The organism is Spirillospora sp. NPDC052269 (assembly GCF_040679435.1).
Taxonomy (GTDB): Bacteria; Actinomycetota; Actinomycetes; order Streptosporangiales; family Streptosporangiaceae; genus Spirillospora.
On record NZ_JBFAUU010000001.1, the window covers coordinates 128,589 to 154,606 of the forward strand.

Below are 26,018 nucleotides of genomic sequence, written 5' to 3' on the forward strand. Positions count from 1 at the left end.
TTCCGAACGAAGGACGCCGCATGTCCAGCTCCACCCCCACTCCGCGCTCGGTGCGCCGGAAGCTGAAAGCGCTCACCGGCAAGGAGCGGGCCAAGCTGGTCGAGTACGGGTTCGGGCCGATGCTCGGCCTTCAGCACATCGCGTCCGAGGACGACGGCGCGGTCCTGGTCGACAGCGTCCTCGCCCTGCACACGCGGACGGGCCATCGTCCGAAGCGGCCGGACGACGAGGCCAACGCCGCCGAGGCCAGGCGCCGCCTGCGCGGGTTCAGGGACGACCTGCGCACCGGGAAGGTGTCCTTCGTCGACGGTCCGCGCCCGGGGCTGCGCCCGGTGCTCGTGAAGTGGGCGGTGCTGTGGGGCGTCGCGGTGGTGGTCATCCCGGCCGGGATGTACACGACGACCCTCACGGCGGAGTGGGTCACCACGATCGTCGTCATCGGGACGCTCGCCTCCACCGTCCTCACCTGCGGGCTCATCGTCACCCGCGGGCAGGTCCAGGCGTGGCTGGCCCTCCTTCCGATCCTCCTGGTGCTGGTCGGCGTCGTGAGCGCCACCTCACCGCTCTACCTCAGGGAGAAGGGACGGGACGTCCAGGGCGAGTTCGTCCGGACATGGACGACCTCGAAGGGCAAGAAGGGGGAACAGCGGCACTGCCTCCTCGCCTACGACGACGCGGGGACGCGGCGCGAGGTCGAGGCCGACGGATGCCCGGAGCGCTTCTTCGCGATGTCGATGCCCAGGTTCGGCGAGCACGTTCCCGTCTCGTTCGTCCTGTCTCCGGGGCCGGTGAGGAGCAAGGTCGGCAGGAAGGCGGACCTTCCGGTCACCTGGGAGACGTACGTGGCCGGGAGCGGGCTCGTCCTCCTCGCGGCGCTGACCGCGTGGGGTGTCACCGGGGCCGTGCGGGGACGGCGCCGGGACGCCGCCAAGGACGTCCCGGCCACCGCGTGAACTAGTCGCCCGGGCTGGACGACACGTCCGGCGGGGAGCCCGGCGCGCTGGAGGGGAGGTCGCTCGCCGACGGCTCCGTCATGGGGGCCTGGACCCCGGTGCCGCCGTTGAGGTGGTTGCCGGGGGTTCCAGCGGAGGTGAAGGCCAGGACCACCAGGACGAGCACCATGATCGCGCCGAGGGCGACCGCGCCGATGAGGAGCGGCATGGTGTTGCGGCCGCCTCCGTGCACGGGACGCGGTGGGACGCCCGGCGGGTGCGCCATCCCGGAGGCCGGGGGCCGCGCCGCCGGGATGGCTCCCGGCGGCAGTGTCACCGGCCCTCCGAGAGACGGCGTGGCGAGCGCGCGTGGGCCCGGTGGCGGGAGCGTTCCCGGGCCGGAAGAGGGAGCGCCCGGACCGGCAGGCGGCCCGCCCGGGGCGGGTGGGGGAGTGCCCGGCCCGGCTGGGGGAGTTCCCGGGGTGCGGGGCGGCTGGGCGCCCGGGGGAGTGGTGCCGGCGGGCATGTAGCTCGTGTACGGGGTCGTCGGGGCCTGGCCTTCCGGCGGGACGGGCCGGGGCGGCTCACCGGCGTAGGACGGCAGGACGCGCCTGACGTCCTCCGGGAGCCAGTCGGGGTCGGGGACGCCCTCGTCGGCTTCCAGCGCGGTGAGGACCTGGCGGGGCGTGGGACGTTCGGACGGGTCCTTGGCCAAGCACTGCTCGACGAGCGCGCGCAGGTCGTCCGGGCAGTCGTCGAGGTTCGGCTCCTCGTGTGCGACGCGGGACAGGACGGCGGTGTCGGGGCCCTCACCGAAGGGGGTCCGCCCGGTCGCGGCGAAGTACATGACCGAGCCGAGCGCGAACACGTCCAGCGCGGGTGTCGGGTCGTGGTCGAGGGCCTGCTCGGGGGCCATGAACTGCGGCGATCCGACGCGCACGTCGGTGCGGGTGAGCGGGGTGGAGTCGGTGGCGCGGGAGATGCCGAAGTCGACCACGCGCGGGCCGTCCGCGGCGAGCAGCACGTTGGACGGCTTGAGGTCGCGGTGGATCATCCCGGCCGTGTGGACGGCGGCGAGCGCCTCGGCGATCCCGGCGAACAGCACCCGGAGCGTCGGGCCGGGCATCGGCCCGTGCTCGGCGACGGCCCGCGCGAGCGACGGCCCGGCGACGAACGCGGTCGCCATCCACGGCGCCGGGGCGTCCGGATGCGCGTCGACGACCTCCGCGGTGTACGGGCTCCGCACCCGCTGCGCGGCGGCGATCTCCTGCTGGAACCGGCGGCGGAACCCGGGGTCGCCCGCGAACTCGGGCCGGACGACCTTGACGGCGAGCCGCCGTCCGCTCTGCGTGGTGGCGAGGAGGACGCGGCCCATGCCGCCCGCGCCGAGGCGGGCCAGGACGCGGTATCCGCCGACCAGCGGCGGGTCGCCCGCCTGGAGGGGCTCGAAGGCCTGAGGGGGGTGCATGATCGGTTTCTAGCCGAAGGCGTCGCGCACCGCCACCGGGACGGGCGGATCCGGCCACCGGCACGGGCCGTTCCGGCCGTCGGCACCGGCGGATCCGGTTACCGGCACGGGCGGGTCCGGCCACCCGGGCTACCGATCAGTAAGCTGCCGCGCATGGACTTCGCCACGGCTGACCTCATCGACGACTTCGGGGACGAGCTGCGTTCCTGTGAGACCCAGTTCCGGACGTTCGGCGCGCGCACGGTGTTCTCGGGACCGGTCGTGACCGTCCGCTGTCACCGCGACAACGGCCTGCTCAAGAAGCTGCTGAACACCCCGGGCGACGGCCGCGTGCTGGTCGTGGACGGCGCGGGCTCGCTGGCGTCCGCGCTGATGGGCGACATGGTCGCGGCCTCCGCCGTGGCGAACGGCTGGTCCGGCGTCGTGATCAACGGGGCCGTCCGGGACGTGGTGGCGCTGCGCGGGCTCGACCTCGGAGTCAAGGCGCTCGGGTCCAACCCGCGCAAGCCCGCCCAGGACGGCGTGGGCGAGGTGGACGTCCCGGTCGAGTTCGGCGGCGTCCGCATCGAGCCCGGCGACCGGCTCTACAGCGACGAGGACGGCATCGTCCTCGCCACCCGCGACCTCCTCGCCTGACCCGCGCGCCGGGCACGGCATGATCTTTTTCCGGTGCGCCCGCGGCCCAAACGGGCGGGGCTTGCCAGGGATGGGCCGCTCGGTTCGTCCGATGCGGACATTGATCCGGTGCGTGTTCGTTCCTAGCGTCGTGGCGACCCCAGAGACGTGAGGAAGCATGCGCGCGCACAGGATCCTCCTGGTGCCCGCGGCGCTCGCGCTGGCCGCCCTCGGGCTGTCCGCCGTGCCCGCCGCCGCCCAGGCGTCGTCGTCCGTTCCGAAGCCGACCCCGAACCCCTGGCAGATGCGGCAGTGGCCGCGGACGCAGCCGTGGCAGCAGAGTCCGCAGGTCCGCGCGGCGAAGGCCGGTGCGCCGACGCCGATCGACCCGCAGAACTACGAGCTGCCCGACACCATGACCTGGGACGAGTACAAGGCCGTCCCGGGCACGAACTGGGCCGACCCGGGCCGCAAGGGCTCGGTGAAGACGTTCAAGGGCGCGGTCGTCCTCGTCGACTACCCCGACGAGGACTTCGCCATCACCAAGCCGAAGAATTCGACGATCTTCGGTAACCCGACCTCGGTCGGCGACGTCCCGCGGTCCCAGGTGGCGCAGTTCTACCGGGACTTCCTGAACAAGCCGCAGCCGCTCAACCACGGCCACACCCTCCACGAGTACTGGATGGAGGACTCCGGCGGACGCTTCGGCGTCGACCTCACCGGCTTCGGCGCGTACCGGCTCCAGCACAAGAGCCACGAGTACGGCGTGGACGGCATGCAGGGCGGCACCGGCTGTCCGTCCGGCGACACCTGCGACCGCGACCTGCGCGCGGACGCGACGGCCGCGTGGGTCGCCGACGTCGGCGAGGAGAAGGCCAAGCAGTACGACATGGTCTTCTTTCTTTCCGCCGGGCAGGACGAGAGCTCCACCTGGCAGGAGTTCGGCCAGATGAAGTTCCAGAACAAGGAGGACGTGCCCCGCGAGTGGGGTTCGCCCGATCCGAACCTGCCGAACTGGGTGAAGACCCGGTACGTCCCCTGGACGTCCTGGAAGGCCGGGTCGACCCTGTGGCCGAACGCGATCCCCGGCAACTCCATCCAGGCGGAGAGCTCGGGGATGGCCGTGTTCGCGCACGAGTTCAGCCACATCCTCGGCATCGGCGACAACTACAACAACCCGTACTCGAACCCGTCGCGCCGCGACTACTCGGGGCCGTGGGAGATGCTGAGCCGCGGCAGCTTCAACGGGCCGGGCGGCCCGCACAGCCGGTGGCTGATCCCGGCGACGGCGGGCGCGTCCATGGGCGCGCAGCACATGCTCCGCAACAAGATGAAGCTGAACATGGTGGACCCGAAGAACGTCCTCCAGGTGGACCGGGACACCCTCGCGTCCGGCGGGCTCGTCGTCGCGAACGTGACCGCGCGCGAGGCGCAGCCGGGCGCCGGCGGGCTGACCGGCGTGAACGTCAAGCTGGGCGCGGCCGGGGACAAGAGCCCCAAGTGCGACACGTCCAAGGATCCGCTGTGCGACGGCGGCGGCTACGACAACTACACGGTCGAGGTCGTCGACCGGATGGGCTTCGACTCGTTCACCCCGGACTCGGGTGTCCTGCTGTCCAAGACCAAGGACCAGGACGCCGCGCCGTTCATCTGGGTGAAGGACGCGCATCCCGAGGACATCAACAAGACCGACTTCGTCCTGCCGGACGGCACGCCGCAGAAGATGACCATCGGTGACTACCGGCAGCTGTCGGACGCCCTGTTCCACGCGGGCAACGACTCCGGCAGCCAGTACGAGTACACCGACCAGGCCAACCGGCTCCACTTTTACGTGCTGAACCTCAAGCGCGACAAGACGGGCGTCCTGTCGTACACGGTCGCGATCCGTTCGCTGGACGGCTCGGGCCCGCAGGCGCGCGGCGTCGCCCTCACCCCGGGCAGCGGCAGCGCGGCGGCCGACGGTTGGCGCAAGTGCACGGCCGTGCTGCACAACACCGGCACGGGCGGCTCCGGGTACAGCGCGTCCGACGTGTTCCGGCTGAAGGCCGCGACGTCCGCCAAGGGCTGGACGACCTGGCTGCCGAACTCGATCGCCGCCGCGTCCAACGGGCACACGGCGAAGGTCGAGGTCTGGGCCAAGCCGGGCGCGGGCGCGGACAAGAACGCGAAGGTCTCGTTCTCCGCCGCGTCCGAGTCCGACCCGTCCAAGTCCAGCACCGCCACCTGCCACGTCTCCTAGTCGACGGCCATCGTCGCCGCCGGTTCCAGGGCAACCCCTGCGACCGGCGGCGACGTCGCGTTCTGGCGGCGGTCGAGCGCGGACGCCCACAGGACCGTCCCGAGGGCGCCGGCCGCCATCGCGACGCCCACCCACGGGACGGCCCCGTACCCGAGCCCCGCGTTGAGGACGAGCCCGCCGAGCCACGGCGCGGCGGTGTTCCCGACGTTGAACGCCGAGGTCACCGAGGCCCCCGCCAGCGACCGGGCCGGTCCGGCCGTGGCCTGGATGCGGACGTTCACGGCCGGGTTGGTCGCCATCCCCGCGACGCCCATCAGGAACACCAGCACGATCACCGCGACCGGGTGCGACACGCTCAGCGCGATCCCCGCCGACGCCAGCGCGACCCCGGCGAGCCCGATGTACAGCGTCGCGAACGTGTGGGCGTCGGCGAGGCGTCCGCCGATCGTGATGCCGATCAGGCAGCCGACCCCGAACAGTGCCAGGACGATCGGCACCCACCGTTCGGCGAGCCCGCTGGGGCCGGTGAGCAGCGGCCCGAGGTACCCGAACGTCGCCATCATCGAGCTGAACGACAGCGCCGTCGTCCCGTAGGCGACCCACAGCGCGGGACGCGCCATCGACCGCAGCTCCTCGCGCACCCGCGGTGTCGGCTTCTCGCCGGGCCGCGCGTTGGGGAGGGTGAGCGCGACGCCCGCGAACGCCGGGACGGTCAGCGCCGCGACCGCCCAGAACGCCGCCCGCCAGCCGAGGTACTGCCCGATGAGCGTCCCCGCCGGGACGCCGAAGACCGTCGCGACCGTGATCCCGCCGACGACGATCGCGATCGCCCGCGCCCGCCGGTCCGCCGGGACGAGGTCCATCGACGCGACCAGGGCGACCCCGAAGAACCCCGCGTACGCGACGGCCCCGACGACCCGCGACGCGAACAGCACGCCGTACCCGGGCGTCAGCGCTCCGACGACGTGCGTCGCCGCGAACACGGCGAGGAACAGCAGCGCCGCGCGGCGGCGCGGCCAGCGCAGCGTCGCCATCGCCAGGACGGGCGCGCCGACCACCATCCCGACCGCGTACGCCGAGATCAGCAGCCCCGCCGCCGGAACGGTGACGTGCAGGTCCCGCGCCATCGGCTCGAGCAGCCCCGCCAGCAGGAACTCCGACGTCCCCTGCGCGAAGATCGCGAAGCCGAGCACCCAGACGGCCAGCGGCATCGTCGATCACCTCCAGTTTTGTATTTGAGGTTCCAAAATGAACGCACGCCGAAGCCCGTGCGAGGGCCTTCGCCGTGATCAGAGAGCGGCGAGCGACGTGGCGGCGACGCCTTCCAGCGCGGCGCGTCCGGCGCCGTAGCGGGCGGCGATCCTGAGGCCGCTGACCTGGGCGAGGATGTAGTGGGCCAGGGCGTCCGCATCGCGGTCCGCGGCGAGTTCGCCGTCCCGGACGGCGCGTTCGCAGGCCGCCTTGGCGGCCTCGAAACGCCGCCGGTAGTCGCGCTCCAGCAGCTGAGCGATCTCCGGATCGCGCGGCGCGAGCTCCACGCTGGTGTTCACCACCAGGCAGCCGAGTCCGTCGTCGAACTCGTCGGCGATGACGCTGTCGAGCAGCGCCGCGACCTTCTCCCGGAGCGGCGCCGCGCTCTCCATCAGCTCGGTGCTCCGTCCCGTCCTCGCCTCGATGAAGTGCGTCAGCGCCCGGACGAACAGGTCGTGCTTGCTGGTGAAGGCGTTGTAGATGCTGCTGCGCCCCAGTCCGGTCGCCGCGCACAGGTCGTCGGTCGACGTGCCCTCGTACCCCTTGCGCCGGAACGCGTCCACCGCCGCCTCGATCGCGCGGGTCTCGTCGAACGTCCTCGGTCGTGCCATGCGGACGACGCTAGCACGTTTTGGAACCCAGGTTCCATAAAGCCATAATGGGCGGATGGTGACGGTTGACGACGTCCGGCGCGTGGCGCTGCCCCTCCCGCGAACCTCGGAGCACCTGATCAGGGACCGCGTGAAGTTCCGCGTCGGCGCGATCGTCTACGTGGGCTTCTCCCGGGACGAGAGCGTCATGGGCTTCGCCTTCCCGAAGGAGGAGCGCGACGGGCTGATCGCGTCCGACCCGTCCAAGTTCCTGATGCCGAGCGTCTCCGACCAGCGCTTCAACTGGGTCGAGGCCCACACCGCCGCCCTGGACGAGCCCGAGATGCGCGAACTCGTCATCGACGCCTGGCGCATGGTCGTCCCCAAGCGAGTGGCCAAGGGGCACCTCGGCCTCTGACCTCCTACCGGAGGGCGTCGCGGAGAGCGGCGAGCCAGTGCGCGGTCGTCCCGCGGGCGAGATCGGACTCCGGGACGTACGCCTCGAACAGGTGCCACGCGCCCGCGACGTTCCTCACCGTCACCGGGACGTCGGCCTCCATGAGCCGGCGCGCGTAGTCCAGGCCCTCGTCACGCAGGGGGTCGGCTCCGCAGGTGAGGACGTACGTGGGCGGCAGGCCGGACAGGTCGTCCGCCCGGGCCGGGGCCGCGTAGGGCGACACGTCCGTCCGGCCCGCGCCGAGGTAGACGTCCCACATGGCGCGGACGAGGCGGTCGTTGGTGAAGCGCGGGTCGGTGATCGCGCGCGCCGAGGGCGTGTCGGCCCGGTCGTCCAGGCAGGGGATCAGGAGGGTCTGGAACGCGACGCGCGGGCCGTTGCGGTCGCGGGCGGCCAGGCAGAGCGCGGCGCTCAGGCATCCGCCCGCGGACGCTCCCGCCACCGCGATCTTCTCGGGGTCGACGCCCAGCTCGTCCGCGTTCTCGGCCAGCCAGCACAGCACGGCGTAGCAGTCGTCGAAGCCCGCCGGGAAGGGGTGTTCCGGCGCGAGCCGGTAGTGGACGTTGACGACCACCGCACCCGTCGCCGCGCACACGTCACGCGCCATCGGGCTGGGCCCGTCCAGCTCCCCGAAGGTGAACCCGCCGCCGTGCACGTACAGCACCGCCGCCGCCCGCGCGTCGTTCGAGGCCGGCGACCGCATGCCACTCCCGGCCGCCGCCCGCATGTCGCTTGCGACGGCCGACTGCATGCCGCTCGCGGTGGCCGGGCGGATGACCTGGACGTCGACGCCCGCGGCGGTTCGGTGCTCGACCGTCACCCGCTCGTCCGCTCCCATGCGCGGCGCCATCAGCTTCCTGAAGCTCTCGCGCGCGCCCTCGACGTCCCTGGACGCGTCGACCCGGTCGGGCAGCCCGGCGAGGACGTCGACCAGCTCGGGATGGATGTACATGCGCAACCCTCTCATTGATACGGTCTCTATGGCATCAAGGTATGCTCTCAGTGAGACCATGTCAATGAGAGGAATCGGGTGGCCGAGAACAGTCCGCAGGAGTACGTGGTGCTGGGCCTCATCGAGCGCCATGGCCCGATGACGCCGTACGAGCTCAAGGCCAGGGTCGAGGAGAGCGTCGACTACTTCTGGCCCATCCAGCACGCGCAGCTCTACCGGATCCCGGCCCGCCTGGCCGAGCAGGGACTCCTCCATGAGGAGCAGGAAGCGGCCGGACGCCGCCGCCGCGTCTTCCACCTGACCCCGCGAGGCCGCGCCGCCCTCCAGGAATGGCTGGCCGACCCCGAAGCGGGCCCGGCCGAGACCCGCGATCCGTCCCAGGTCAAGCTGTTCTTCGCCGACCTCTCCGCCCCGGAACACCTGACGGCCCTCGCACGGACGCAGCTCGCCGAACACGAGAAATGGCTCGCCGAGTACCAGGCCATGCGAGCCTCACTGGCTCCGGACGACACCGCCCGCCAGCGGCTCCTCGACCTGGGCATCGCGCACGAGACGTCCTACGTCGAGTACTGGAAGTCCCTGATCCCCTCCGACTAGGGGCGTTGGGCCTCTTCCCAGTCCGGGCCGTTGAGGCCGGGGAAGTAGGCGACGGCCTCGTCGCGGGCCGGCCTGTGCGGTGACAGGCGGGTGGTGAGGGGCCCGGGGAGAGGAATGGTCGACCAGTCGAGGGAGACCGTCCCGTCCGGTGCCCTGCGGAGCGCGCGGTACACATCGATGCTGGTCACGGGCTCTCCGGGACGGTGAACGTCCAGGTGGAGGCTGTGGTCCGGCGAGGGGGCGAAGGTGTGTGAGCGTGGATCCCACAGGTCGTCGTCGCCATCTTCGAACGAGTCTCCCCAGTGGTTGTCGCCCACGATCTTGTCCGCCGTCGGCCTGATGCGGGTGTGGTCGGCGAAGAGCCAGACCCAATCGCCCCAGTCGCTGTTGGAGACGCGGGCCCTCACCCTCAGGAGGAAGAAGCCCTGAGAGTGGCGGCAGGCGTCCATGTCCGCCGGTGGCGCCTCGACGCCGAGCGCCTGGAGGCGGAGTTCGGCGTCGAGGTCGTCGGGGTCGATCCGGAGCGCGCGACGGTAGGCGTCGATGGCGGCGCCGGTGTCGTCGAGCGTTTCCAGGGTGAGTCCGAGGGTGAGCGCGGAGAGGTTGTCGTCCGGGTCGACGTCGAGCGCGCGCCGGGCCGTCCGTACGGCGTCATTGGCCAGCCGGCGGCCCAGTTCGTCGTCCTCCTCCAGGACGTCCAACGGCTTGCCTTCGTCGTAGGACGCGTGGCCCCAGGCGAGAGGCAGGAGCGCCTCGCCCTGCATGTGGGCCTGGAACCTGGTGAAGGCGAGGGCGGCCAGTCCGGTCGTGACGGCCGGATCGTCGGGGCGACCCGCGGTTTCATACAGCCGCCGGGTCTCGGTGAACGCGTCGCCGAGCTCCTCGGCGTCCCGCTCGTCGTTCACCACGGCGCGCCAGCAGTAGCGGAGCATGTCGCAGGCGCGTTCGAGCTCGTCCATCAAGGGATGGTCGCAGGACGGACAGGGGGAATGCGGCTCATTCCGCCAGGAGTCGGCGCATCGCCTTGGGGAGGTCGGTGGACGGGTCGGAGGTGCGGAGGGCGACGAAGCCGTCCGGGCGGACGAGGAGCAGGCCGTCCTCGGGGATCCAGTCGGCGTCGACGAGGTGCGCGGGCAGGTCGGCGGCCTCGGCTGCCTCCATCCAGGACGGCGCGTTGGTGAAGACCGTGAAGCGGGACGCGACCAGGTCGAGAGTGGAGACACCGTCCGCGACCCAAATGTGCGGGACGCGGGAGCCGGGGGAGCCGTCCAGGACGAGGTCCTCGGTGGACGGCAGGTCCGGCCGCGCGTCGATGATCGCGGACGAGTCGTACCGGTAGCCCAGGTGCATGATCGGGGCGTTGACGGCTCCGGCGGCGGCCCGCGCCGCGGCGGCCTCCGGCCCCGCGCCCCAGTGCAGGCGAGGGTCGGCCAGGCGGAGAAGTGACTGCTCCAGCGCGAGCGCGGCGACGGGACGGCGTTCCGCCTCGTAGGTGTCCAGCAGGGCGGGCGTGGCGGTGTCGTCCAGGACGGCGGCCAGCTTCCACGCCAGGTTGTGCCCGTCGGCAACACCGGTGTTCATGCCGAACGCGCCCACCGGCGGGACGGTGTGGGCCGCGTCCCCGGCCAGGAACACCCGGCCGTCCCGGAAGCGGTCGGCGAGCTGCCCGCGCGGCCGCCAAGGCGCCGCGCCGACGATGGTGACGTCGAGGTCGGCGGCACCGACGGCGGATCGCACCAGGTCACGGCAGTGGGAATCGGTCATGCCGTCCTCGTGCGGGACGTGCAGCACCCACCTCCGCGTGCCGTCGATCGTCATCAGCATCCCGGTGTCGGTGTTGCAGGTGACGAAAGAGTGGCCGTGCGTGTACGGAGTCAGATCGGCCTCGAACAGGATGTTCGTCAGCGCGTCGCCGAGCCCGCCGGGCCCGGACACCCCGATCCCGAGCGCGTCCCGGATCCCGCTGCGCGCGCCGTCCGCCGCGACCAGGTAGTCGGCCTGGACCGTTCGGCCATCGGAGAGGACGGCGGTCACGCCCGTCGCGTCCTGCGTGAAGGAGGTCAGGGCCGTGGAGTAGGCGACGGTGACGCCACGCTCCCGGGCGGCCGTGAGCAGGACCTTGTCCAGGCGGTCCTGAGGGCAGGTCCCGCGAAGAGCGGTGGGGGAGAAAGCACCGAAACGCTCCGTCATCTGGACGGGACGGGGCGGGGCCGCGGCGGCCAGGGCGTCCAGGTCGGCGGCGGCGAGCGTCGGGGCGGTGACCTTGCCGAGGCCGGTGTTCATGGGGATCGCGGCGGCGTTCAGCGCGTCCTCGAGGCCGAGTTCGCGGAAGAGCTCGACCGTGCGGGGGCCGACGCCGGTGGCGCGCGGGTGGACGTCCGGTCCCTCGCGGCGTTCGACGACCGTGACGTCCGCTCCGTGGTGGGCGAGGAACAGCGCGGTCGACAGCCCGACGGTTCCGGCTCCGGCGACGAGGATCATGGCAGGCTCCTTGTGGTCACGGCGTTTCCGTTGTGGCTACACCGTAGCCACAACGGTACGATGTCCGCAATGGACGGACTGGTGTGGACGAAGGAACGGCGCGAACCGCGTCGTCGGGCCCCGAGCGTGGAGCGGTTCGTGACGCGGGCCGTCGCGATCGCGGACGCCGAGGGCGTGGACGCGGTGTCGATGCGCCGGGTCGCCAAGGACCTCGGCTCCGGCACGGCGTCGCTGTACCGGTACATCGCCGGACGGGACGAGCTGCTCGACCTGATGATCGACGCCGTCCAGGGCGAGGACGTGCCGCCCGAGCCCTCCGGCGACTGGCGTGCCGACCTGGGCGTCCACGCGCGGCGGATGCGGGCCGGCCTGCTGCGGCACCCGTGGCTCGGTACGGAGCTGACGGGCCGTCCGGCCCTCGGCCCGAACTCGCTGCGCTGGTACGACGCCATCCTCGCGGCGGCCGGGACGCTGACGCCCGACGCCACGCTCGCCGCGCTCGCCGTGGACACGGTGACCGCCTACGTCCTCGGCGCGGTGGGCGCCGAGAACGCCGAACTCCAGGCGTCCCGGCGCACCGGCATGACCAAGGACGAGTGGCGCGCGAGCGTCGGTCCGTACATCCGCGAGGTGGTCGACGGCGGCGAGTATCCGCACTTCGCGCGGCGGGTCGTCGAGGCGGGCGACCTGCCCGCCGAGCGCTCCTTCGAGCTCGGGCTCGCCTGCGTCCTGGACGGCCTGGCCGTCCGCCTGCGTGAAACGTGAATATTTCTAGCGTTCGGGGATAGAGTGCGCGCGTGAGCGGCTTTTCTGCGGACTTTCTGTGGGGAGTGTCCACCTCGGCGCTCCAGATCGAGGGCGCGTTCGACGCCGACGGGCGCGGCCCGTCCGTGTGGGACGGGCACACCGCCAAGGACGGCTCGGACGCGCGCGTCGCGACCGGCCACCACGACCGCTACCGCGAGGACGTCGCGCTCCTCGCCGACCTCGGCGTGGACGCCTACCGCTTCTCGATCTCCTGGCCGCGCGTCCAGCCGTCCGGGGCGGCGGGCGAGGTCAACCAGCGCGGCCTCGACTTCTACGACCGCCTCGTGGACGAGTTGATCGGACGAGGCATCACCCCCGTCCCGACCCTGTTCCACTGGGACACCCCGAGCGCCCTGACCTGGCAGGACCGCGACACCGCCGACCGCTTCGCCGAGTACGCCGCCCTCGTCGCGGACCGCCTCGGCGACCGCGTCCCGCGCTGGATCACGATCAACGAACCCGCCGAGGTCACCCTGCTCGGCCACGCCATCGGCGAGCACGCGCCCGGCCTGAAACTCGTCTTCGACGCCCTGCCCGTCGCCCACCACCTGCTGCTCGGCCACGGCAAGGCGGTGCGGGCCCTGCGCGCGGCGGGCGCGCAGCAGATCGGCGTCGCGATGTCCCACACGCCGGTCTGGACGTCCGGCGAGACCGACGAGGACCGCTTCGCCGCCGACCTCTACGACGGCATCATGAACTGGCTGTTCGCCGACCCCGTGCTGACCGGCCGCTATCCGGAGGGCTTCGCCGAGGCCATGCCCGGCCCGGTCGAGGACGATCTCGCGGTCATCTCGTCCCCGATCGACTGGTACGGGATCAACTACTACAACCCGTCCCTGGTCGGCGCGCCGAAGCCGGGCGAATCGAGCTACGCGGGTATCGAACTGCCGCCTGACCTGCCGTTCGAGCTGCACGACATCCCCGGCTACCCGCACACCGCGTTCGACTGGCCCGTCGTCCCGGACGGCCTGCGCGAACTCCTGGTCTCCTTGCACGTCCGGTACGGCGACCGCCTCCCGCCCGTCGTCATCACCGAGAACGGCTGCTCCTACGACGACCCGGTGGACGACACGCGCCGCATCGAGTACCTGGACGGCCACATCCGCGCCCTCCGTGCCGCGATGGACGAGGGCGTGGACGTCCGCGGCTACTTCGTCTGGTCCCTGCTCGACAACTGGGAATGGGCCGAGGGCTTCCGGCAGCGGTTCGGGCTCGTCCACGTCGACTACGAGACGTTGAAGCGCACCCCGAAGGCGTCCTTCGCCTGGTACCGCGACCACATCCGGGCCAGCCGAGCCTGACGCCCAGCTGCCGCGCTACGGTCGCGGGCATGGCGAACACACCGTTCGAACGCGTCGCGGCCGTCACCACCTCGCACTCCGAACGCGACGTCCTCGACGCCTTCCTGGACCACTACCGCGACATCATCGCCGCAGGTCTGGACGGCCTCGACGAGCAGCAGGCACGCGCCCGGCTCGTCCCTTCGTCGACCACGCCGATCGGCCTGGTCAGCCACTGCACGGCCGTCGAACGCAGCTGGGTCCAGTTCGTCGTGGACGGCCGTCCGGAGTCCGAGCTGTCCGGCCCGCGCAGCAGCCTGGACGCCAGCTGGATCGTCCCGGACGACACGACCGTGTCCGACGTCGTGGCCGCCTACCGCGCGACGTGCGCCGAGTCCCGCGAGATCATCGCCCGCTTCGACCTCGACCACGAGTTCGCCGTCGACGACCGCCGCGTCACCCTCCGCTGGATCTACGTCCACATGATCGAGGAACTCGCCCGGCACGCCGGCCACGCCGACATCCTCCGCGAACAGATCGAGAACCGCTGATGCCCGCCCCCGAACCGGAGTTCGCCCGCCCCGTCGCCCTGTCCCTGCGCGAGATCGTCCGCGATGACGGCCCGCTGTCCGCCGCGTCCGTGCGGACCCTCGCAACGGACCTGGCCCGAACGCTCGCGGCCTCCGCCACCGCGCACGGCAACCTGAGCCCGGACACGGTCCTCCTGACCCCGGACGGCCCACGCTTCGCGGACGGCACCGAGCCCGACCCGGCCTGCATGCCCCCTGAGCAGACGCGCGAGCACGACCTCATCCCGCCAACGGACATCTTCGCCCTGGGCGCGGTCCTCGCCTACGCCACGACCGGCCGCAGCCCCTTCGGCGAGGGCTCCGCCGAGCTGATCGCCTACCGCATCGCCTACCACGCCCCCGACCTGAACGGCCTCCCGGACGACCTGCGCGAACTCGTCGCGTCCTGCCTCGCCAAGGACCCGTCCGCCCGTCCCACAGCCACCGACCTTGCCGTCGGAGTACCCAGCGCCCCCGAATCCCCGACCATCGTGCGCCTGGACACCACTCGTCCAGACGCCGCACGCCTGACCGACACGATCCCGAACGTCACCCCGCTCGCAGACGACCCGGAACCGCCGTGGCCAACGTTCGCCGCGGACCCACGCGAAGCCCTGCTCTCCCAATTGGCAGGCTCGATGCAGTCCGTCCTGACGAACAGCGCCACGGCGTTCGCCGCACTCCGCGACCGCCAAGCCGTTCAAACTGCGCCCAAGCCCGAACCCAAGGCCGCCGCCCCGGCCGTCGCCCGCCACCAGCGCAGCCAAAGCCCCCACCAACGGAGCAGCGCGTCGACGGACCCCCTCGAATACCGCGGCATCCCCTCCCCACGCCGCCCCCGCCTGCGCCCGGTGGCCATCACCAACACCAACCGCGGCAAACAGCGGCTCTACGCGCTACTGGGCATGCTGCTCGGTCTCGTCGTGTGCCTCAGCACATCGCTAAGAACATTGGTCCTGGCCTATCCCGTGTTCGTCGTCCTCGGTCTGCTGATCGGTGGCGCGCTGGTCTCGAAACGAGACGTCCTGACCGTGAGCGCGCAGGGGCTCCATATTCGCCAACGCGAGAAGAGCCCGGACCGCCGCAGGCTCGCGTCGTTCCGCATCGACTGGGACGACCTGCAGACCATCCGTATCGCCGTGGACAAGAAGAACGTCCGGGTCCTCGTGTACTTCGCCGCTCCCCGCCGAGAAGCCTGGTTCCAGGACAACAACGTCCGCCCACACCGCGACGGCTACGAGATCTTCAAGGTCCCCTGCGCGAACCGGTCAGAGACATCCCACGTCGCCACCCGGATCCGCCGAGCCCTGGAGCCCTTCACCGAAACCTACTGACCAACCCCTGGCCCCTACGGGTGCGCGCCCATCGACGCGACGCGCACCCCGACGCGTCTCAGCTCCTGTCAGGGCGGGCCGGGAGCGCTGAGGTCCTTGGTGATCGCTTCGATCGCGTCCTGCAGATCGGCCAGCGGGTAGCAGCTCCTGCCCCCAACGACGTTGCGCCAGCTCACCTCGGTACGTGTGATCTCGACGCGCAGCCCGTCCACGAGCAGGACGGACCGTCCGCCGATCTCACCGGCACACGAGGCGAACAGACCGCGCCTGCACAGCTCGAGCACCACCTGACGCCCGACCCGCGCCGGGGTAAGAACGGACACGGGAATCGCGAACCCTTCCGGCAGCGGGAAAGCACACCAGACGGCCTTCCCGCGGACGGGCACCAGCCGCAACCGCGACCGGCTGAGCCGAGCCCCGCACGTCTCGGCCAGCGCGGCGACGATCGCCAGCCCCTTCCCGTGGACGTCCAGCAGGTCACCGTGGACGGGATGGGGGAGCGGCCCAGGCCCCGTGTCGAACACGGTGAGGACCAGAGCGGGCTCGGGACGGGACCGCAGCCAGATCCAAAGCTCGGCATCCGTGCCGTCCCCGTAGAGCAGCGAGTTGGTGGCCAGCTCAGAGACCGCGACCGTGGCGTCGTCGATCAGCCCGTCCGGGAGCCCAAGCGCGCTCCCCACGACCGACACGGTCGACCGCGCGCTCGAAGCGCAGGTCCGATCGGGCGGCAGCAGGAGCACATGCGCCTGCCCAGGCCGAAGGACGGGACTGTCGTCGTTCAGCACGAGGCCTCCCACAGGTTCACCCGCTCCCCGCGCTCAGGGGCGCAGCAGACGTCCCCGCACTGCGCTGCCGACGCAGCACGCCGCCCGGTCACCCACCCGACCACCCGCCGCAGCAGCCCCTTCCGCTCAGGCAGAACCGGTTCGGCCATCCGGACGGCCGCAGCCACCCCCTCCACCGACCGACTTGCCCTCTGCATGCGGACGGTCCGCCGCTGCCGAGGACCATCGCCGCTCCGCGGAGCCCGTGCGCTGGGCGGATAGCAGACGCCCAACTGCCGGACCAGCGCATTCGCGTCGTCGGCCTCGACCAGGGTCTGGTGCGGGGACAGGAACCAGTAGCGACCCGTGAAGTCGCCGTACCAGCAGACCGCCTCCGGGTGCCGGTGCCGCACGAGCGCGAGCACAGCATCCGGATCCACGCCCCGCACCTCCCACGGGACGTGACCCCTGTCCGGTGTCGCAGTGAACCGCACGCGAACCGGCGGACGAGCGGTCGCGGCGTCGTACATCTGTGCAGTTGTCGAGAACGCGGGAATGTCTCCCATGACGGATCTCCGATGTCCGAAAGGCCCCAGTCGGGCACGTGTCTCACCACGTCCGGGACCGCATTTGGGCATGCAGGACGACACCTCTGGCGGGCATGCCGCCATCGGTTCAGGCGTGGTGAGTCGCTACGCGGCGTCGAGCCGCCGCATCGCACGTGGCCGCGCCCGCCATCGGGCGCGCACCTGCTTGCCTTCGGACCTTCGGTTCACCGCCGTCATCGGTGCGTCTACCATGACGGCACACCTCCTTTGCGAGGTTGGAGCCGCGCGGCCAGGGACGGTTTCCAGGCCATGGACCTGGCCGCGCGGCGGCTCTTCTTTTATTTGAATCTCTGCCTCACGCCGCCCGACTGGCAGGCGCCGTGTGCGCTTTTCGCCGCTATGTCGGTCGTGAAGATGGCGACAGACATGAGGTGCCCTGAGGCGCCCCGGCTGATCGCCTTCCGAGGTCGACCGAATGATCACCATTGAGCGACAATGTGTGACTTCTTTGTGACTCAGTGTCAGTGAACTTGAGTGCTCTGCATCCGCGAGCGTGGTCGTGGTTGTACTGTCAGCATGGACCGAGTCTCGTCAACCTGCAATAGTTCACAATGAAATTCTTCCAAGATTCTTGTGGGCCCACTTTCTGGATCTTCGGCGAGGGGAACAGGGATGCGTCAGCACGTCAGCCCCACCGCACGCCAGCGACGCCTCATGTCAGAACTCCGACGGATGCGTGACGAGCGCGGGATGAGTCGTGACCAGGCGGCCGAGCTAATCGGAGCCTCCGACACGTCGATCTTTCGCTGGGAGAAGGGACTGAGCACCCCCAGGCCTGGTGACGTGCTGATGCTTCTGGACGCCTACGGTGTCAGGGACGAGGCCACCCGGCGAGAGCTGGTGGAGATGGCCAAGGATGCGCGCAAGCGCGGCTGGTGGCACCGCCACCGTAGATCGCTCAAGCCCGGATTCGACTCCTACATCGGACTGGAGGCTGCCGCCTCGGTTATCCGCACCTATGAGTCACAGCTGGTGCCTGGCTTGCTGCAAACTACGGAGTACGCCAAGGCGGTCACCGAGGAGACCGCGATGAGCACCCTCCCAGCCGAGGTGGACGAGAAGGTTCAGGTCCGGATGTCCAGGCAGGAATTGCTCACGAGACCCGACAGCCCCATCCAGCTCCTCGCGGTACTCGACGAGGCTGTACTGCGCCGTCTGGCAGGCGGTGTCGTGACGATGCTGGCCCAGCTCCGGCATCTGGCCGAGGTGAGTGAACTCCCGAACGTCGACATCCGGGTGATTCCGTTTGCGGCAGGGGCTCACGCGGCGCTGGAGGGACCGTTCTGCTTGTTGGGGTTCCCTGAGCCCAGCGACCCGGACCTCGTTTACCTTGAGCAGTCCTGCAGTGGTTTGGTCCTGGAGGACCCCGAAGAGGTACGTCACTACACCCTGATGTTCGGGCACGTGACTGCCAAAGCGCTTCCGCCAGCTGAGTCAGTGGCCTTCATAGCGTCCATCGCAGACAATGTAGAACGTAGTGCGCACTGAAAGGAGTCGCTGATGTCCACGCTAGACGTCTGTTCCACGTGGCGGAGGAGTTCCCACAGTGGTAACGGAGGCAACTGCGTCGAGGTGGCTGGCCTCGCCGGTCACGGAGCGCAGATCCGCGACAGCAAGGATCCCGAGGGCCCGCGCCTGTCCCTGACCGCAGCCGACTGGCGTGCCCTCGCCCGCCGGGCGAAGAGCATCTGACGCGAGGCTCGTCCAACTGCGACGTCTCGCGCCCAAGGATTGCGCGAGACGAAACGAGGTAGATCCATGACGGATCACTCCAAGGATCCGTGGCGCAAGAGCTCTCACAGCACCGCCCACGGGGAGGACTGCGTAGAGGTCGCGGCTTTGTCTTTGCAAGCGGTCGGGCTTCGCGACAGCAAGGACCCCGACGGCGCCCACCTCTCCCTGACCATCACCGACTGGCGAACCCTCATCCTCCGGACGAAGAGCATCTGAGACGAGGCTCGTCCCGATACGACGTTTCATGAACCAAGGACGCTCGTGACGAAATGAGGCACCGGATGGTTGACCAGGAACCCTTCGCTGATGTCCAGTGGCGGAAGAGCTCTCACAGCACCGCCCAGGGGGAGGAGTGCGTCGAGATCGCGGCCCTGCCTCGCCAGGCGATCGGCCTCCGCGACAGCAAGGACCCTAAGGGACCCCGCCTCTCCTTGACCGCAGCCGACTGGCGTGCCCTCGCCCGCCGGGCGAAGAGCATCTGACGCGAGGCTCGTCCAACTGCGACGTCTCGTGCCCAAGGATGCGCGAGACGAAACGAGGTAGATCCATGAAGGATCACTCCACGAGGTCGTGGCGCAAGTCGACTCACAGCGCAGGCCAGGAGGCCTGCGTCGAGGTCAGAGGATCCGTCACCCACGGAACGCAGGTCCGCGACAGCAAGGACCCGGACGGGCCGGAGCTGACATTCAGCCCCAGCGCATGGCGAGTCTTCCATGCCAAGGTGCTGTCAGCCTGAACGCGACCCCCCTTGAACGGCCGGACCGAACTCAGGAAGGACATGATCATGCGTGATGACCTCCCGAGACAGCCCACAACCACTGTGTGGCGCAAGAGCAGACACTCCGGTGACGGTGGCCCTGGAGGAGGGGACTGCATCGAAGTCGCAGGCGTGGACGGTGCCGGGTTCGTCCGCGACTCGAAAGACCCCAACGGGCCGGTGATCGGTGTGAGTCCCGACGCCTGGGCCCAACTCGTTAGTCGCATCCGGCGCGGCGAGACAGAGCGCGCAACGAGTTGAAAGGCGGGCGCTGATGTCCACGCTGGACGACCGTGCAACATGGCGGAGAAGTTCCCACAGCGGTAACGGCGGCAACTGCGTCGAAGTGGCCGGCGCCGACGGCCACGGAACGCGGGTGCGCGACAGCACGGATCCAGACGGTCCGAGCCTGACATTCAGCCCCGAAGCATGGCGCATCTTCCGCGCCCACCTTGTCGAAGACGATGGGCGGCGGGTATCTCAGCGCTGACGTCACCTCGGAACAGGGAGCCTGCCAATGCGTAACGACCTCCCGAAAGAGCCCGCTGCCGTCCTCTGGCGCAAGAGTTCTCACAGCACCGCCCAAGGCGAGGACTGCGTCGAAGCCGCGGCCCTGCCTCACCAAGCGGTCGGCCTCCGCGACAGCAAGGACCCCGACGGCCCTCGCCTCTCTCTGACTGCTGCCGACTGGCAAGCCCTCATCCGCCGGACGAAGAGCGTCTGACCTCCGGATCGTCCGAGCTCACCCAAGGAAGTCGTCGACCATGCCCCCACGCCGCTACGTCTTCCTCGACCCCGAGGGTTCCCCTGGCGGATGGCTTTTCGTTGTAGTGGAAGCCCCGACAGGCGTCTGCTACCGGCAGCAATACGGTGGCACCGCCTGCCGTCAAGGCCAGATCAAGGGCTTCCTCGTTCCTCTCCACGCCCCTGACGCCCTGGACGGTCTCCGCACCCTGTTCCGAGGGACACTTCCGCGGTGCAGGCACCTGGAACTTCACCTGGCCCGACGAGCAGGAACGCGCGAAACTGCACGACCTCGTCGAGGACATCACGTACTGGGCCTGTGACGGCCAGTCTGAGGAGCCATACCTCCTGAAAGTGGACGCCGACCGAATCCGCGAAGCCGACGAGGCCTGGATCCCAGTCCTCACACCAGACGGCCCCGGCACCCTCCTCTGGTACAACTCCGACTGATCAGCGGCAGGGCTGATCTGTGGTGGTGGGAAGGAGCACACGACGGCGAATCTGGCGAGTCTGGCAGCGCGCGGAAATTGCGTCGGCAACTTTCCTCACGAGAGGATCCAAGTTATGTCGAAAGTGGCCCGTAAGGTAAAATTTCACTAGGGAAAACGGATCGACGAGCCGTCGGGGAGATCAATCTTCCAGTCGTCACCCTCTTCTGGTTCGAGGACGACGATCCATCGATTCGAGAACGAAATTCGATGGTCTCCATCGTTGAAAACGACCCAGGATAGCGGCCTTGCTCCGATCAGTCCATCGAGTTCCTCTCGCGGAATCTCGGTGAACGATGTCACGGGGGCGCGCCAGTTTATGCTCGCCCTTAGTCCGGGAGGCTTGCTCGACGTGAGAATCAAGCCATTGACCAGCCGCAGGAAGAAGGTCTCGGAAAGTTCCATCTCAGACACTGGAGCATCGTGCATGCGAAGGACTTTCCAATCTTCCTCGACCGTGAAGTGTGGATTCACAAACTCCTCCGACCGCTGGGGTGCCTGAAAGCTGGCGAGTGTGCTGAGGATATCCCTCCCATCGGTCGATGGGAGGGATACGCTTCCTTGTCGTCCGCTACCTTTTCGCGGCATCCGCGCTCTTCGCAAGGCCAAGGGACGATCAAGCGTGGATGCTTTCCGAAACCGTGGCTGCGTACATGTCGGCATAGGCGAGAATCCGACGCTGATCCAGAAGGGCGGCCAGTCGAAAGCCGATGCCAACTTGAATATTGCTCCGCACAACCTGTATTTGCGCCGATCCGTCCGTAATCGAGATGCAGCCTATGTCGCGAACGTCGCTGAGCACCTGGCATTTCCCCTCGTTGATTTCGGAGCGGACAAGCTCCGCCCCTGTTGAGTCCCCCGGGCCGGATCCCGCATAGATTGTCACCTCCACAAAAGACGCCCTACTGCTGTGCAAAGCAGTGGCGGCGCTGCATTCGGCATGTGTGTCGCTGGAAGTCTGGGATCGCACCTTCAGTACACCGCCCCTCAGTAGTGTTTTGTCAGGATAAAGTGCGAGTTTGCATGCTGAGGGCATCGCGAGTTGCTGAGGAGAGGGGCTGGCCGAAGTGGATTCACCTGCTTTAAGGTCTGGCCTATTGGGGCTTCCTGAACCGCCAGAGCAGGCGGCAAGTGTGAACGGCAGCATGCAGAAGAGCGCCGCGAAGCGAGCTGCGGAATACCCTTTTCTCACAGAGATGTCCAATCACTTGGTTCCTGAACGATGCGGATGGCTCTTCGCGGACATCGAAAGGAATGTTAAATGCTGCACGACATCATCGAAGGCATTACGTGCCGGGCCTGCGGCGGAGAGCCAAAAGAACCCGACCGCCCCGAAGTGGACACCGACCGGATCCACGAATCCGACGAGGTGTGAAATTCTCAAGCCGGACAGCCTCAGTGTCGTGCGTTGGCGTAATTCCGACCGACTCGTTTGGCTGGACGTGAGACCCACTCGATCAGAGCGTCCTGGGCAACGGCACCCAAATACCCGACTCCGGCTAACTCTTGGTCCCAAGTGACGGTCAGCCTCTCTGCGCGCCTTGGGAAGGAGAGCGCCGGCAGGGGCGGCGCTGTCAGTCGATCTGCCAGGTCTTGACGGTGGCGTCGAGAGCACCGCTGTAGTTGCGGTGTCCGACGGTGAGCCAGTGGCGGAGGAAGGCGATCTGGTCGGCCATATCGGCGGCGGCGTCCGTCCACTCATGATGTGCCGTGTTGTAAGCGGTGCGTGCGTCGCCCTCCCACTGGTCAAGGTGGGTCTTGAGGTCGTCGTCCAGGGTGCTCAAGCAGTTGACGAACTCCTTGCGGACGGCCTCGAACGCTTCCACGGTCCGGCCCATCTGGCTCAGGTCGACACGAATGGGACGTTGGGTCATCGGTCGCTCCCGGTGACGGAGGGGTGGATTACGGGAGCCCCGCGAGGAGTGTCTCGGTGATGCGTTGAACAGTGGAGGTCGGTGGTTCGGGTGTAGCGCCCTTCTTCTGATACCAGACCAAGGCGACATACTCGCCCTTGGTCGCAACGATGCGCGCACCGGGGTTTCGCTTCGAATTGCTGCTCGTCAGCGAAGCCCGGTTACCGACTCCAGGCAATTCTTGTGCTGTTTCCGGATGCCAGCCTCCGAGAAGTGAATCGTAGCGTTCCGTTGCCCGCCTTGGTCCATCTTGGGCTTTGACGTCGCCGGGGTGCTGTACTTCGATGGAAAGGAAGGTGATCTCGTCATTGGGAGACGGGCGCCACTCGCAGCGACTGGTGCTTGGCGTGCTATTTTGCAGTGCAGGACCGTGGGGGCCGATCAGGCGATTGAGTTCAGCATCGCTTATCCGGCCGCAGATGCTAGGCAGATTTGCAGCGGTGCTATCTTTCTTATCATCAGAGGTGACTGATCGAAAGATCACCAAGGTGATGACGCCAAGGAGCACAATGCCGACCACAGTGCCTAGCATGGCGGTCAGGGGCCTAACACCTCGCGATGCTTTCCGCGGAGTGGACGCGTTCTCAAGCCTGGTCAGTTTGCACCCTCCGGGTCACGGTCTGTGACGGTCTCCGCGCCCTGTTCGAGGGACACTTCCGCGGGGCCGGCACCTGGAACTACATTTGGCCCGACGAGCAGGAACGCGCGAAACTGCGCGACCTCGACGAGGACATCACGTACTGGGCCTGCGACGGCCAGTCCGAAGAACCACACCTCCTGAAACTGGACGTCGACCGAATCCGCGAAGCCGACGAGGCGTGGATTCCAGTCCTCACACCAGACGGCCCCGGCATCCTCCTCTGGTACAGCTCCGACTGACAGCATCCAATGGCCTGGATAGCCCTCAGTCAAGCACGGATGCTTGGGGAGTCCTTGCAACATTCCGGAGAGTCATGAATGAGATTCAGTGAACACTGATGGCAAGCCAGCCAGGCCGATGCACTTCTTCTCGTTCTCTTGGCTGCAAAGTCGGATATGCGCCAATGGCACATCTGGCGAAATCGAAACCATCCGTACCGTGACGTAGGTATCTCTAGGGTTTGGAAAGTATGAATCTCTCTCTGGAGCACTCCAAAGCATCGCAGGATCTCGTTGAATTTCGCCTCTTGTCGCGAACCTCTCGGCTGCACCAAAATCGCCGGCACACCCATTGGCGGCAGGCCCGCACTCAGGTGCTGAAAAATACACAGCTGGTTCCGGCCGTGCGTGAAAGTCGGGCTGGGTAGCCGAGATCTCAAGGACTGCATAGACGATGTTCATTTGCTGCGGAGTCTGACCGGATGCAGGGGTTGGATCTCTTGTGAGGCGGCCGGCGGCCACCGCACGAATCAGCGTCGGACTATGCGGGTCTTGTAGAGTCGCGCCTTTGGCGAGAGGAAGTTCCGCGTTAAGTCGAGGATAAAGGCTTGCGGACGACGGAATAGGCGCGTGGCTGTCTTTCGATCCTGTGCATCCGGCGATCAGAGAGCTGCCGATCAGTGCGCCAAATACTGCAACTTTCCCAGATGTGAAGACTTTGCGGCAACGTCGCTTGCAGTATGAGGAAATAGTTGACTCCATTTCACAATCATTTCGGTAGATACCTGACGATCGTGGCGATGTCGCCCAAGATGGGGCCTACGGTATTAATAGTTTTGGTCAGTGTCTTCAAGCGTCCAGCTCCACCTGCCGTATGGAATTGTTTGTATTCTCCCATCAGGTCGCCGATCGTATCAGCATCCCCGCCCAATTTCTGGAGATGCTTATACGCCTCTTTGATGTCATTCTGATTGATTCCCGAACTCTCATTCAGGTCGTCAAACGCTTTCTTTATTGCATCGTTTCCCTTTTGGTCGAGGCCCATCTGGCCATTTGGGTCCCTCACGCCAGTTTTTGGATCCTTAGGATCGCGGAGTAGGTGTGGTTCTAGGCTGAGAAGCTTGCCGCTCGAGTCGGTGTAGAGGTTCAGTGAACCCATCAATTTCTGAGTGGCACCCGTAACTTCTGCGAGCGCAGTCTTGCGAAGTTTTTCCGCGATGTCAGGGATGCCCTCAAGGAAGGCGCCTGTGGCGCGTGCATCGGCGGCGCCTTCTCTGATTCCGAGCTCGGTGAGCACGGTAGAATCCGCATTCTTCAGGTGTTGTGCAAAAATTCGCAGGCCGTCATCCCCTAGACTGGTCTTCGAGAACTGAACATAGCCCAATCCTATGAGAACCGAGATGCGCTCTTCGACTTGGAGTTCCAAAGTTGCGAGATCTGCAGCAAGCTGATCCATGAGCTGCGCGATACCTGCTGCGACATGCGCCAAGCCATTCATGAGAATGACGTCGGCGCCAAAGCTGTAGCGGAAATTTCCTGCGGCTCGTCCTCGCCAATGGCCGGCCTCTCCGACCAGCCTTTCGAGGGCAAACGCAACGCTCTTCACTTCTGTGTTGCTCTTGCTTGCAAAATCGAAGAGTTGCCCGGCAAGGTTTGCCATGCCGGGGTAGTCGCCGCTGATAAATCTATATTTGCAGGATGGGACAGTTTTTCGGGCCGGGACTTGGACATCGACCAGTCTGGTGAGTGGAAGACTTCCATCGGAATTATTAGTCATGGAATCGCCTAGTTTCCCGCAGGGCTAGGAAGGTGAGGATCCGTTGTCTCCGGGAGCATCAGGAGACATGCGTATCTGGCCCAGAAGTATGCGGAGGCTGGCTTCTGTTTTATTATCCGCCTCTGAATAGGTATTCGCGGCGTCGTCGAGTTTCCTTCCATGCTGAGCGAGTGCTTGTGCGAGAATCAAGTGCATCTGACCAGTTGCCTTGAGGAAAACACCGAGCATCTTGGTCAATTTCTCTTCGCCGCAGTCGGGGCCGCTGAAGCCAGCGTTCGGCATACTGCCCTTGTAGTCCTCGGAGGCATTGTGGCATCGATTGCCGGCATCCTCGAGATCGTTCGCAATTACTTCATAGCCATTACTCAATGAGTACCGCCTGTTGTGGCCTGGGAAGAGCTTCTTAGTTGGGGGTTCAGGGCAACTGAAATCCCGGAATCGGAGATTTGAAGCAGAACATCAATGATCGCCAGTTGTGCCCGCGGCTGCGCGTTCCCTAGAGCTTCGTCCAGTAGGAGCTCGCTTGTGTAAACGGCAAGGGTCGGTGCCCCATCGGCCCCTTCCCTGATCTCTGCCCGGACCTCATCAGGCGAGGAGCCCTGCTTATCGCTGGTTGGGACGTAGACGTAGGCCGGGGCCGCTTCCTCGTCTGCGGGCTCCGGGGGTGGGGGACTTTGAGGAGATGGAATGTCCCCGGCTATCCGGTCGGCTATTTCCCTTTCGTCCATGGGGGCGAAGGGGGTGTTCGCGTTAAGGAGTCCACTCACGCGACTGGGTTGATCGGCCAACTCGGTTCCTCTCGA

General features: G+C 67.8%; 34 protein-coding genes and 1 pseudogene. 20 read left to right on the forward strand and 15 right to left on the reverse strand.

The features are described from left to right. Positions 1–20 precede the first annotated feature (20 nt). Positions 21–953, forward strand: a complete 933-nt coding sequence (locus AB0L06_RS00575) for a hypothetical protein (protein ID WP_500228755.1) — start codon at positions 21–23, stop codon at positions 951–953. Position 954: 1 nt separating this feature from the next. Here AB0L06_RS00575 and AB0L06_RS00580 read toward each other — a convergent pair whose 3' ends face one another. Beyond that, positions 955–2,400: a serine/threonine-protein kinase gene (locus AB0L06_RS00580; RefSeq protein ID WP_500228756.1), complete on the reverse strand. Its 1,446-nt coding sequence runs from the start codon at positions 2,398–2,400 to the stop codon at positions 955–957. A gap of 153 nt (positions 2,401–2,553) precedes the next feature. Here AB0L06_RS00580 and rraA point away from each other — a divergent pair, with 153 nt between their 5' ends. Beyond that, positions 2,554–3,036, forward strand: coding sequence for a ribonuclease E activity regulator RraA (gene rraA, locus AB0L06_RS00585; RefSeq protein WP_500228757.1), 483 nt, complete (start codon positions 2,554–2,556; stop codon positions 3,034–3,036). Positions 3,037–3,193: 157 nt separating this feature from the next. Beyond that, positions 3,194–5,254 (forward strand): M6 family metalloprotease domain-containing protein, encoded by a 2,061-nt coding sequence (locus tag AB0L06_RS00590; protein ID WP_500228758.1) that lies wholly within the window; start codon positions 3,194–3,196, stop codon positions 5,252–5,254. On the opposite strand, the gene AB0L06_RS00595 is transcribed toward AB0L06_RS00590, so the two are convergent. After that, positions 5,251–6,465, reverse strand: coding sequence for a Cmx/CmrA family chloramphenicol efflux MFS transporter (locus AB0L06_RS00595; protein ID WP_500228759.1), 1,215 nt, complete (start codon positions 6,463–6,465; stop codon positions 5,251–5,253). The genes AB0L06_RS00590 and AB0L06_RS00595 overlap by 4 nt on opposite strands. Positions 6,466–6,543: 78 nt before the next feature. Next, complete coding sequence (locus tag AB0L06_RS00600; RefSeq protein WP_500228760.1) at positions 6,544–7,116, reverse strand: TetR/AcrR family transcriptional regulator; 573 nt, start codon at positions 7,114–7,116, stop codon at positions 6,544–6,546. Between the two features lie 55 nt (positions 7,117–7,171). Here AB0L06_RS00600 and AB0L06_RS00605 point away from each other — a divergent pair, with 55 nt between their 5' ends. Beyond that, entirely contained in the window at positions 7,172–7,513 is a 342-nt protein-coding gene (locus AB0L06_RS00605) for an MmcQ/YjbR family DNA-binding protein (protein WP_500228761.1), read from the forward strand. A 4-nt stretch (positions 7,514–7,517) separates the two neighbouring features. Here AB0L06_RS00605 and AB0L06_RS00610 read toward each other — a convergent pair whose 3' ends face one another. After that, a complete protein-coding gene (locus AB0L06_RS00610) occupies positions 7,518–8,504 on the reverse strand; it encodes an alpha/beta hydrolase (protein WP_500228762.1) in 987 nt (328 codons plus the stop codon). A gap of 78 nt (positions 8,505–8,582) precedes the next feature. On the opposite strand from AB0L06_RS00610, the gene AB0L06_RS00615 reads away from it, so the two are divergent. Beyond that, positions 8,583–9,101: a PadR family transcriptional regulator gene (locus tag AB0L06_RS00615; RefSeq protein ID WP_500228763.1), complete on the forward strand. Its 519-nt coding sequence runs from the start codon at positions 8,583–8,585 to the stop codon at positions 9,099–9,101. Here AB0L06_RS00615 and AB0L06_RS00620 read toward each other — a convergent pair. Both AB0L06_RS00620 and AB0L06_RS00625 read right to left on the reverse strand, forming a co-directional pair. Beyond that, positions 9,098–10,060: a hypothetical protein gene (locus AB0L06_RS00620; RefSeq protein ID WP_500228764.1), complete on the reverse strand. Its 963-nt coding sequence runs from the start codon at positions 10,058–10,060 to the stop codon at positions 9,098–9,100. The genes AB0L06_RS00615 and AB0L06_RS00620 overlap by 4 nt on opposite strands. Before the next feature lie 37 nt (positions 10,061–10,097). Beyond that, positions 10,098–11,582, reverse strand: coding sequence for an FAD-dependent oxidoreductase (locus AB0L06_RS00625; RefSeq protein WP_500228765.1), 1,485 nt, complete (start codon positions 11,580–11,582; stop codon positions 10,098–10,100). A gap of 69 nt (positions 11,583–11,651) precedes the next feature. Between AB0L06_RS00625 and AB0L06_RS00630 the strand changes: the two genes are divergently transcribed. From AB0L06_RS00630 to AB0L06_RS00645, 4 genes are read left to right on the forward strand one after another with little or no spacing between them, the layout of a single operon-like run. After that, positions 11,652–12,347 carry a TetR/AcrR family transcriptional regulator C-terminal domain-containing protein gene (locus tag AB0L06_RS00630; protein WP_500228766.1) on the forward strand — a complete coding sequence of 232 codons (696 nt, stop codon included), beginning with the start codon at positions 11,652–11,654 and terminating at the stop codon, positions 12,345–12,347. 32 nt (positions 12,348–12,379) lie between these two features. After that, positions 12,380–13,690 carry a GH1 family beta-glucosidase gene (locus AB0L06_RS00635; RefSeq protein WP_500228767.1) on the forward strand — a complete coding sequence of 437 codons (1,311 nt, stop codon included), beginning with the start codon at positions 12,380–12,382 and terminating at the stop codon, positions 13,688–13,690. A gap of 29 nt (positions 13,691–13,719) precedes the next feature. Beyond that, the gene (locus tag AB0L06_RS00640) at positions 13,720–14,220 is read left to right on the forward strand and encodes a DinB family protein (protein ID WP_500228768.1); all 501 of its coding nucleotides are present in this window, start codon (positions 13,720–13,722) and stop codon (positions 14,218–14,220) included. Further along, positions 14,220–15,572, forward strand: coding sequence for a protein kinase domain-containing protein (locus AB0L06_RS00645; protein ID WP_500228769.1), 1,353 nt, complete (start codon positions 14,220–14,222; stop codon positions 15,570–15,572). Before AB0L06_RS00640 ends, AB0L06_RS00645 begins: the two co-directional genes overlap by 1 nt. A gap of 68 nt (positions 15,573–15,640) precedes the next feature. On the opposite strand, the gene AB0L06_RS00650 is transcribed toward AB0L06_RS00645, so the two are convergent. After that, positions 15,641–16,369 carry an ATP-binding protein gene (locus tag AB0L06_RS00650; RefSeq protein ID WP_500228770.1) on the reverse strand — a complete coding sequence of 243 codons (729 nt, stop codon included), beginning with the start codon at positions 16,367–16,369 and terminating at the stop codon, positions 15,641–15,643. Next, positions 16,351–16,776 (reverse strand): hypothetical protein, encoded by a 426-nt coding sequence (locus tag AB0L06_RS00655; protein ID WP_500228771.1) that lies wholly within the window; start codon positions 16,774–16,776, stop codon positions 16,351–16,353. Before AB0L06_RS00655 ends, AB0L06_RS00650 begins: the two co-directional genes overlap by 19 nt. Positions 16,777–17,616: 840 nt before the next feature. Between AB0L06_RS00655 and AB0L06_RS00660 the strand changes: the two genes are divergently transcribed. The 10 genes and pseudogenes from AB0L06_RS00660 (at position 17,617) to AB0L06_RS00705 (ending at position 20,629) form a co-directional block, all read left to right on the forward strand. Then, positions 17,617–18,432, forward strand: a complete 816-nt coding sequence (locus AB0L06_RS00660; RefSeq protein WP_500228772.1) for a helix-turn-helix domain-containing protein — start codon at positions 17,617–17,619, stop codon at positions 18,430–18,432. 12 nt (positions 18,433–18,444) lie between these two features. Continuing rightward, positions 18,445–18,636 carry a DUF397 domain-containing protein gene (locus tag AB0L06_RS00665; RefSeq protein ID WP_500228773.1) on the forward strand — a complete coding sequence of 64 codons (192 nt, stop codon included), beginning with the start codon at positions 18,445–18,447 and terminating at the stop codon, positions 18,634–18,636. A 66-nt stretch (positions 18,637–18,702) separates the two neighbouring features. Next, a complete protein-coding gene (locus AB0L06_RS00670) occupies positions 18,703–18,894 on the forward strand; it encodes a DUF397 domain-containing protein (protein ID WP_500228774.1) in 192 nt (63 codons plus the stop codon). Between the two features lie 65 nt (positions 18,895–18,959). Continuing rightward, a complete protein-coding gene (locus tag AB0L06_RS00675; RefSeq protein WP_500228775.1) occupies positions 18,960–19,160 on the forward strand; it encodes a DUF397 domain-containing protein in 201 nt (66 codons plus the stop codon). 65 nt (positions 19,161–19,225) lie between these two features. Continuing rightward, the gene (locus tag AB0L06_RS00680) at positions 19,226–19,414 is read left to right on the forward strand and encodes a DUF397 domain-containing protein (RefSeq protein ID WP_500228776.1); all 189 of its coding nucleotides are present in this window, start codon (positions 19,226–19,228) and stop codon (positions 19,412–19,414) included. Between the two features lie 48 nt (positions 19,415–19,462). Further along, positions 19,463–19,696: a DUF397 domain-containing protein gene (locus tag AB0L06_RS00685; RefSeq protein ID WP_500228777.1), complete on the forward strand. Its 234-nt coding sequence runs from the start codon at positions 19,463–19,465 to the stop codon at positions 19,694–19,696. A 13-nt stretch (positions 19,697–19,709) separates the two neighbouring features. Beyond that, positions 19,710–19,925 carry a DUF397 domain-containing protein gene (locus AB0L06_RS00690; protein WP_500228778.1) on the forward strand — a complete coding sequence of 72 codons (216 nt, stop codon included), beginning with the start codon at positions 19,710–19,712 and terminating at the stop codon, positions 19,923–19,925. Positions 19,926–19,952: 27 nt separating this feature from the next. Next, positions 19,953–20,159 (forward strand): DUF397 domain-containing protein, encoded by a 207-nt coding sequence (locus AB0L06_RS00695; protein WP_500228779.1) that lies wholly within the window; start codon positions 19,953–19,955, stop codon positions 20,157–20,159. Between the two features lie 40 nt (positions 20,160–20,199). Then, positions 20,200–20,340: pseudogene (locus tag AB0L06_RS00700) on the forward strand (hypothetical protein); the annotation flags it as partial. After that, positions 20,306–20,629 carry a DUF6210 family protein gene (locus tag AB0L06_RS00705; RefSeq protein WP_500228780.1) on the forward strand — a complete coding sequence of 108 codons (324 nt, stop codon included), beginning with the start codon at positions 20,306–20,308 and terminating at the stop codon, positions 20,627–20,629. The pseudogene AB0L06_RS00700 and the gene AB0L06_RS00705, both read left to right, overlap by 35 nt. 146 nt (positions 20,630–20,775) lie before the next feature. Here the strand turns inward: AB0L06_RS00705 and AB0L06_RS00710 are convergent, their stop codons facing one another. From AB0L06_RS00710 to AB0L06_RS00725, 4 genes are all read right to left on the reverse strand, one after another. Continuing rightward, positions 20,776–21,081, reverse strand: a complete 306-nt coding sequence (locus tag AB0L06_RS00710; RefSeq protein ID WP_500228781.1) for a hypothetical protein — start codon at positions 21,079–21,081, stop codon at positions 20,776–20,778. A gap of 202 nt (positions 21,082–21,283) precedes the next feature. Further along, positions 21,284–21,871, reverse strand: a complete 588-nt coding sequence (locus AB0L06_RS00715) for a hypothetical protein (RefSeq protein ID WP_500228782.1) — start codon at positions 21,869–21,871, stop codon at positions 21,284–21,286. A gap of 370 nt (positions 21,872–22,241) precedes the next feature. Next, entirely contained in the window at positions 22,242–22,541 is a 300-nt protein-coding gene (locus AB0L06_RS00720; protein WP_500228783.1) for a WXG100 family type VII secretion target, read from the reverse strand. Between the two features lie 28 nt (positions 22,542–22,569). Next, positions 22,570–23,100: a hypothetical protein gene (locus AB0L06_RS00725; protein WP_500228784.1), complete on the reverse strand. Its 531-nt coding sequence runs from the start codon at positions 23,098–23,100 to the stop codon at positions 22,570–22,572. 38 nt (positions 23,101–23,138) lie between these two features. Between AB0L06_RS00725 and AB0L06_RS00730 the strand changes: the two genes are divergently transcribed. Next, positions 23,139–23,459, forward strand: a complete 321-nt coding sequence (locus AB0L06_RS00730; RefSeq protein WP_500228785.1) for a DUF6210 family protein — start codon at positions 23,139–23,141, stop codon at positions 23,457–23,459. Positions 23,460–24,207: 748 nt separating this feature from the next. Here AB0L06_RS00730 and AB0L06_RS00735 read toward each other — a convergent pair. The 3 genes from AB0L06_RS00735 to AB0L06_RS00745 all read right to left on the reverse strand — a co-directional run bounded on the left by AB0L06_RS00735 (position 24,208) and on the right by AB0L06_RS00745 (position 25,943). Next, entirely contained in the window at positions 24,208–25,098 is an 891-nt protein-coding gene (locus AB0L06_RS00735; protein WP_500228786.1) for a hypothetical protein, read from the reverse strand. Between the two features lie 141 nt (positions 25,099–25,239). Continuing rightward, entirely contained in the window at positions 25,240–25,584 is a 345-nt protein-coding gene (locus tag AB0L06_RS00740) for a DUF6317 family protein (RefSeq protein ID WP_500228787.1), read from the reverse strand. Then, positions 25,581–25,943 (reverse strand): SseB family protein, encoded by a 363-nt coding sequence (locus AB0L06_RS00745; protein WP_500228788.1) that lies wholly within the window; start codon positions 25,941–25,943, stop codon positions 25,581–25,583. Before AB0L06_RS00745 ends, AB0L06_RS00740 begins: the two co-directional genes overlap by 4 nt. Between the last annotated feature and the right edge of the window lie 75 nt (positions 25,944–26,018).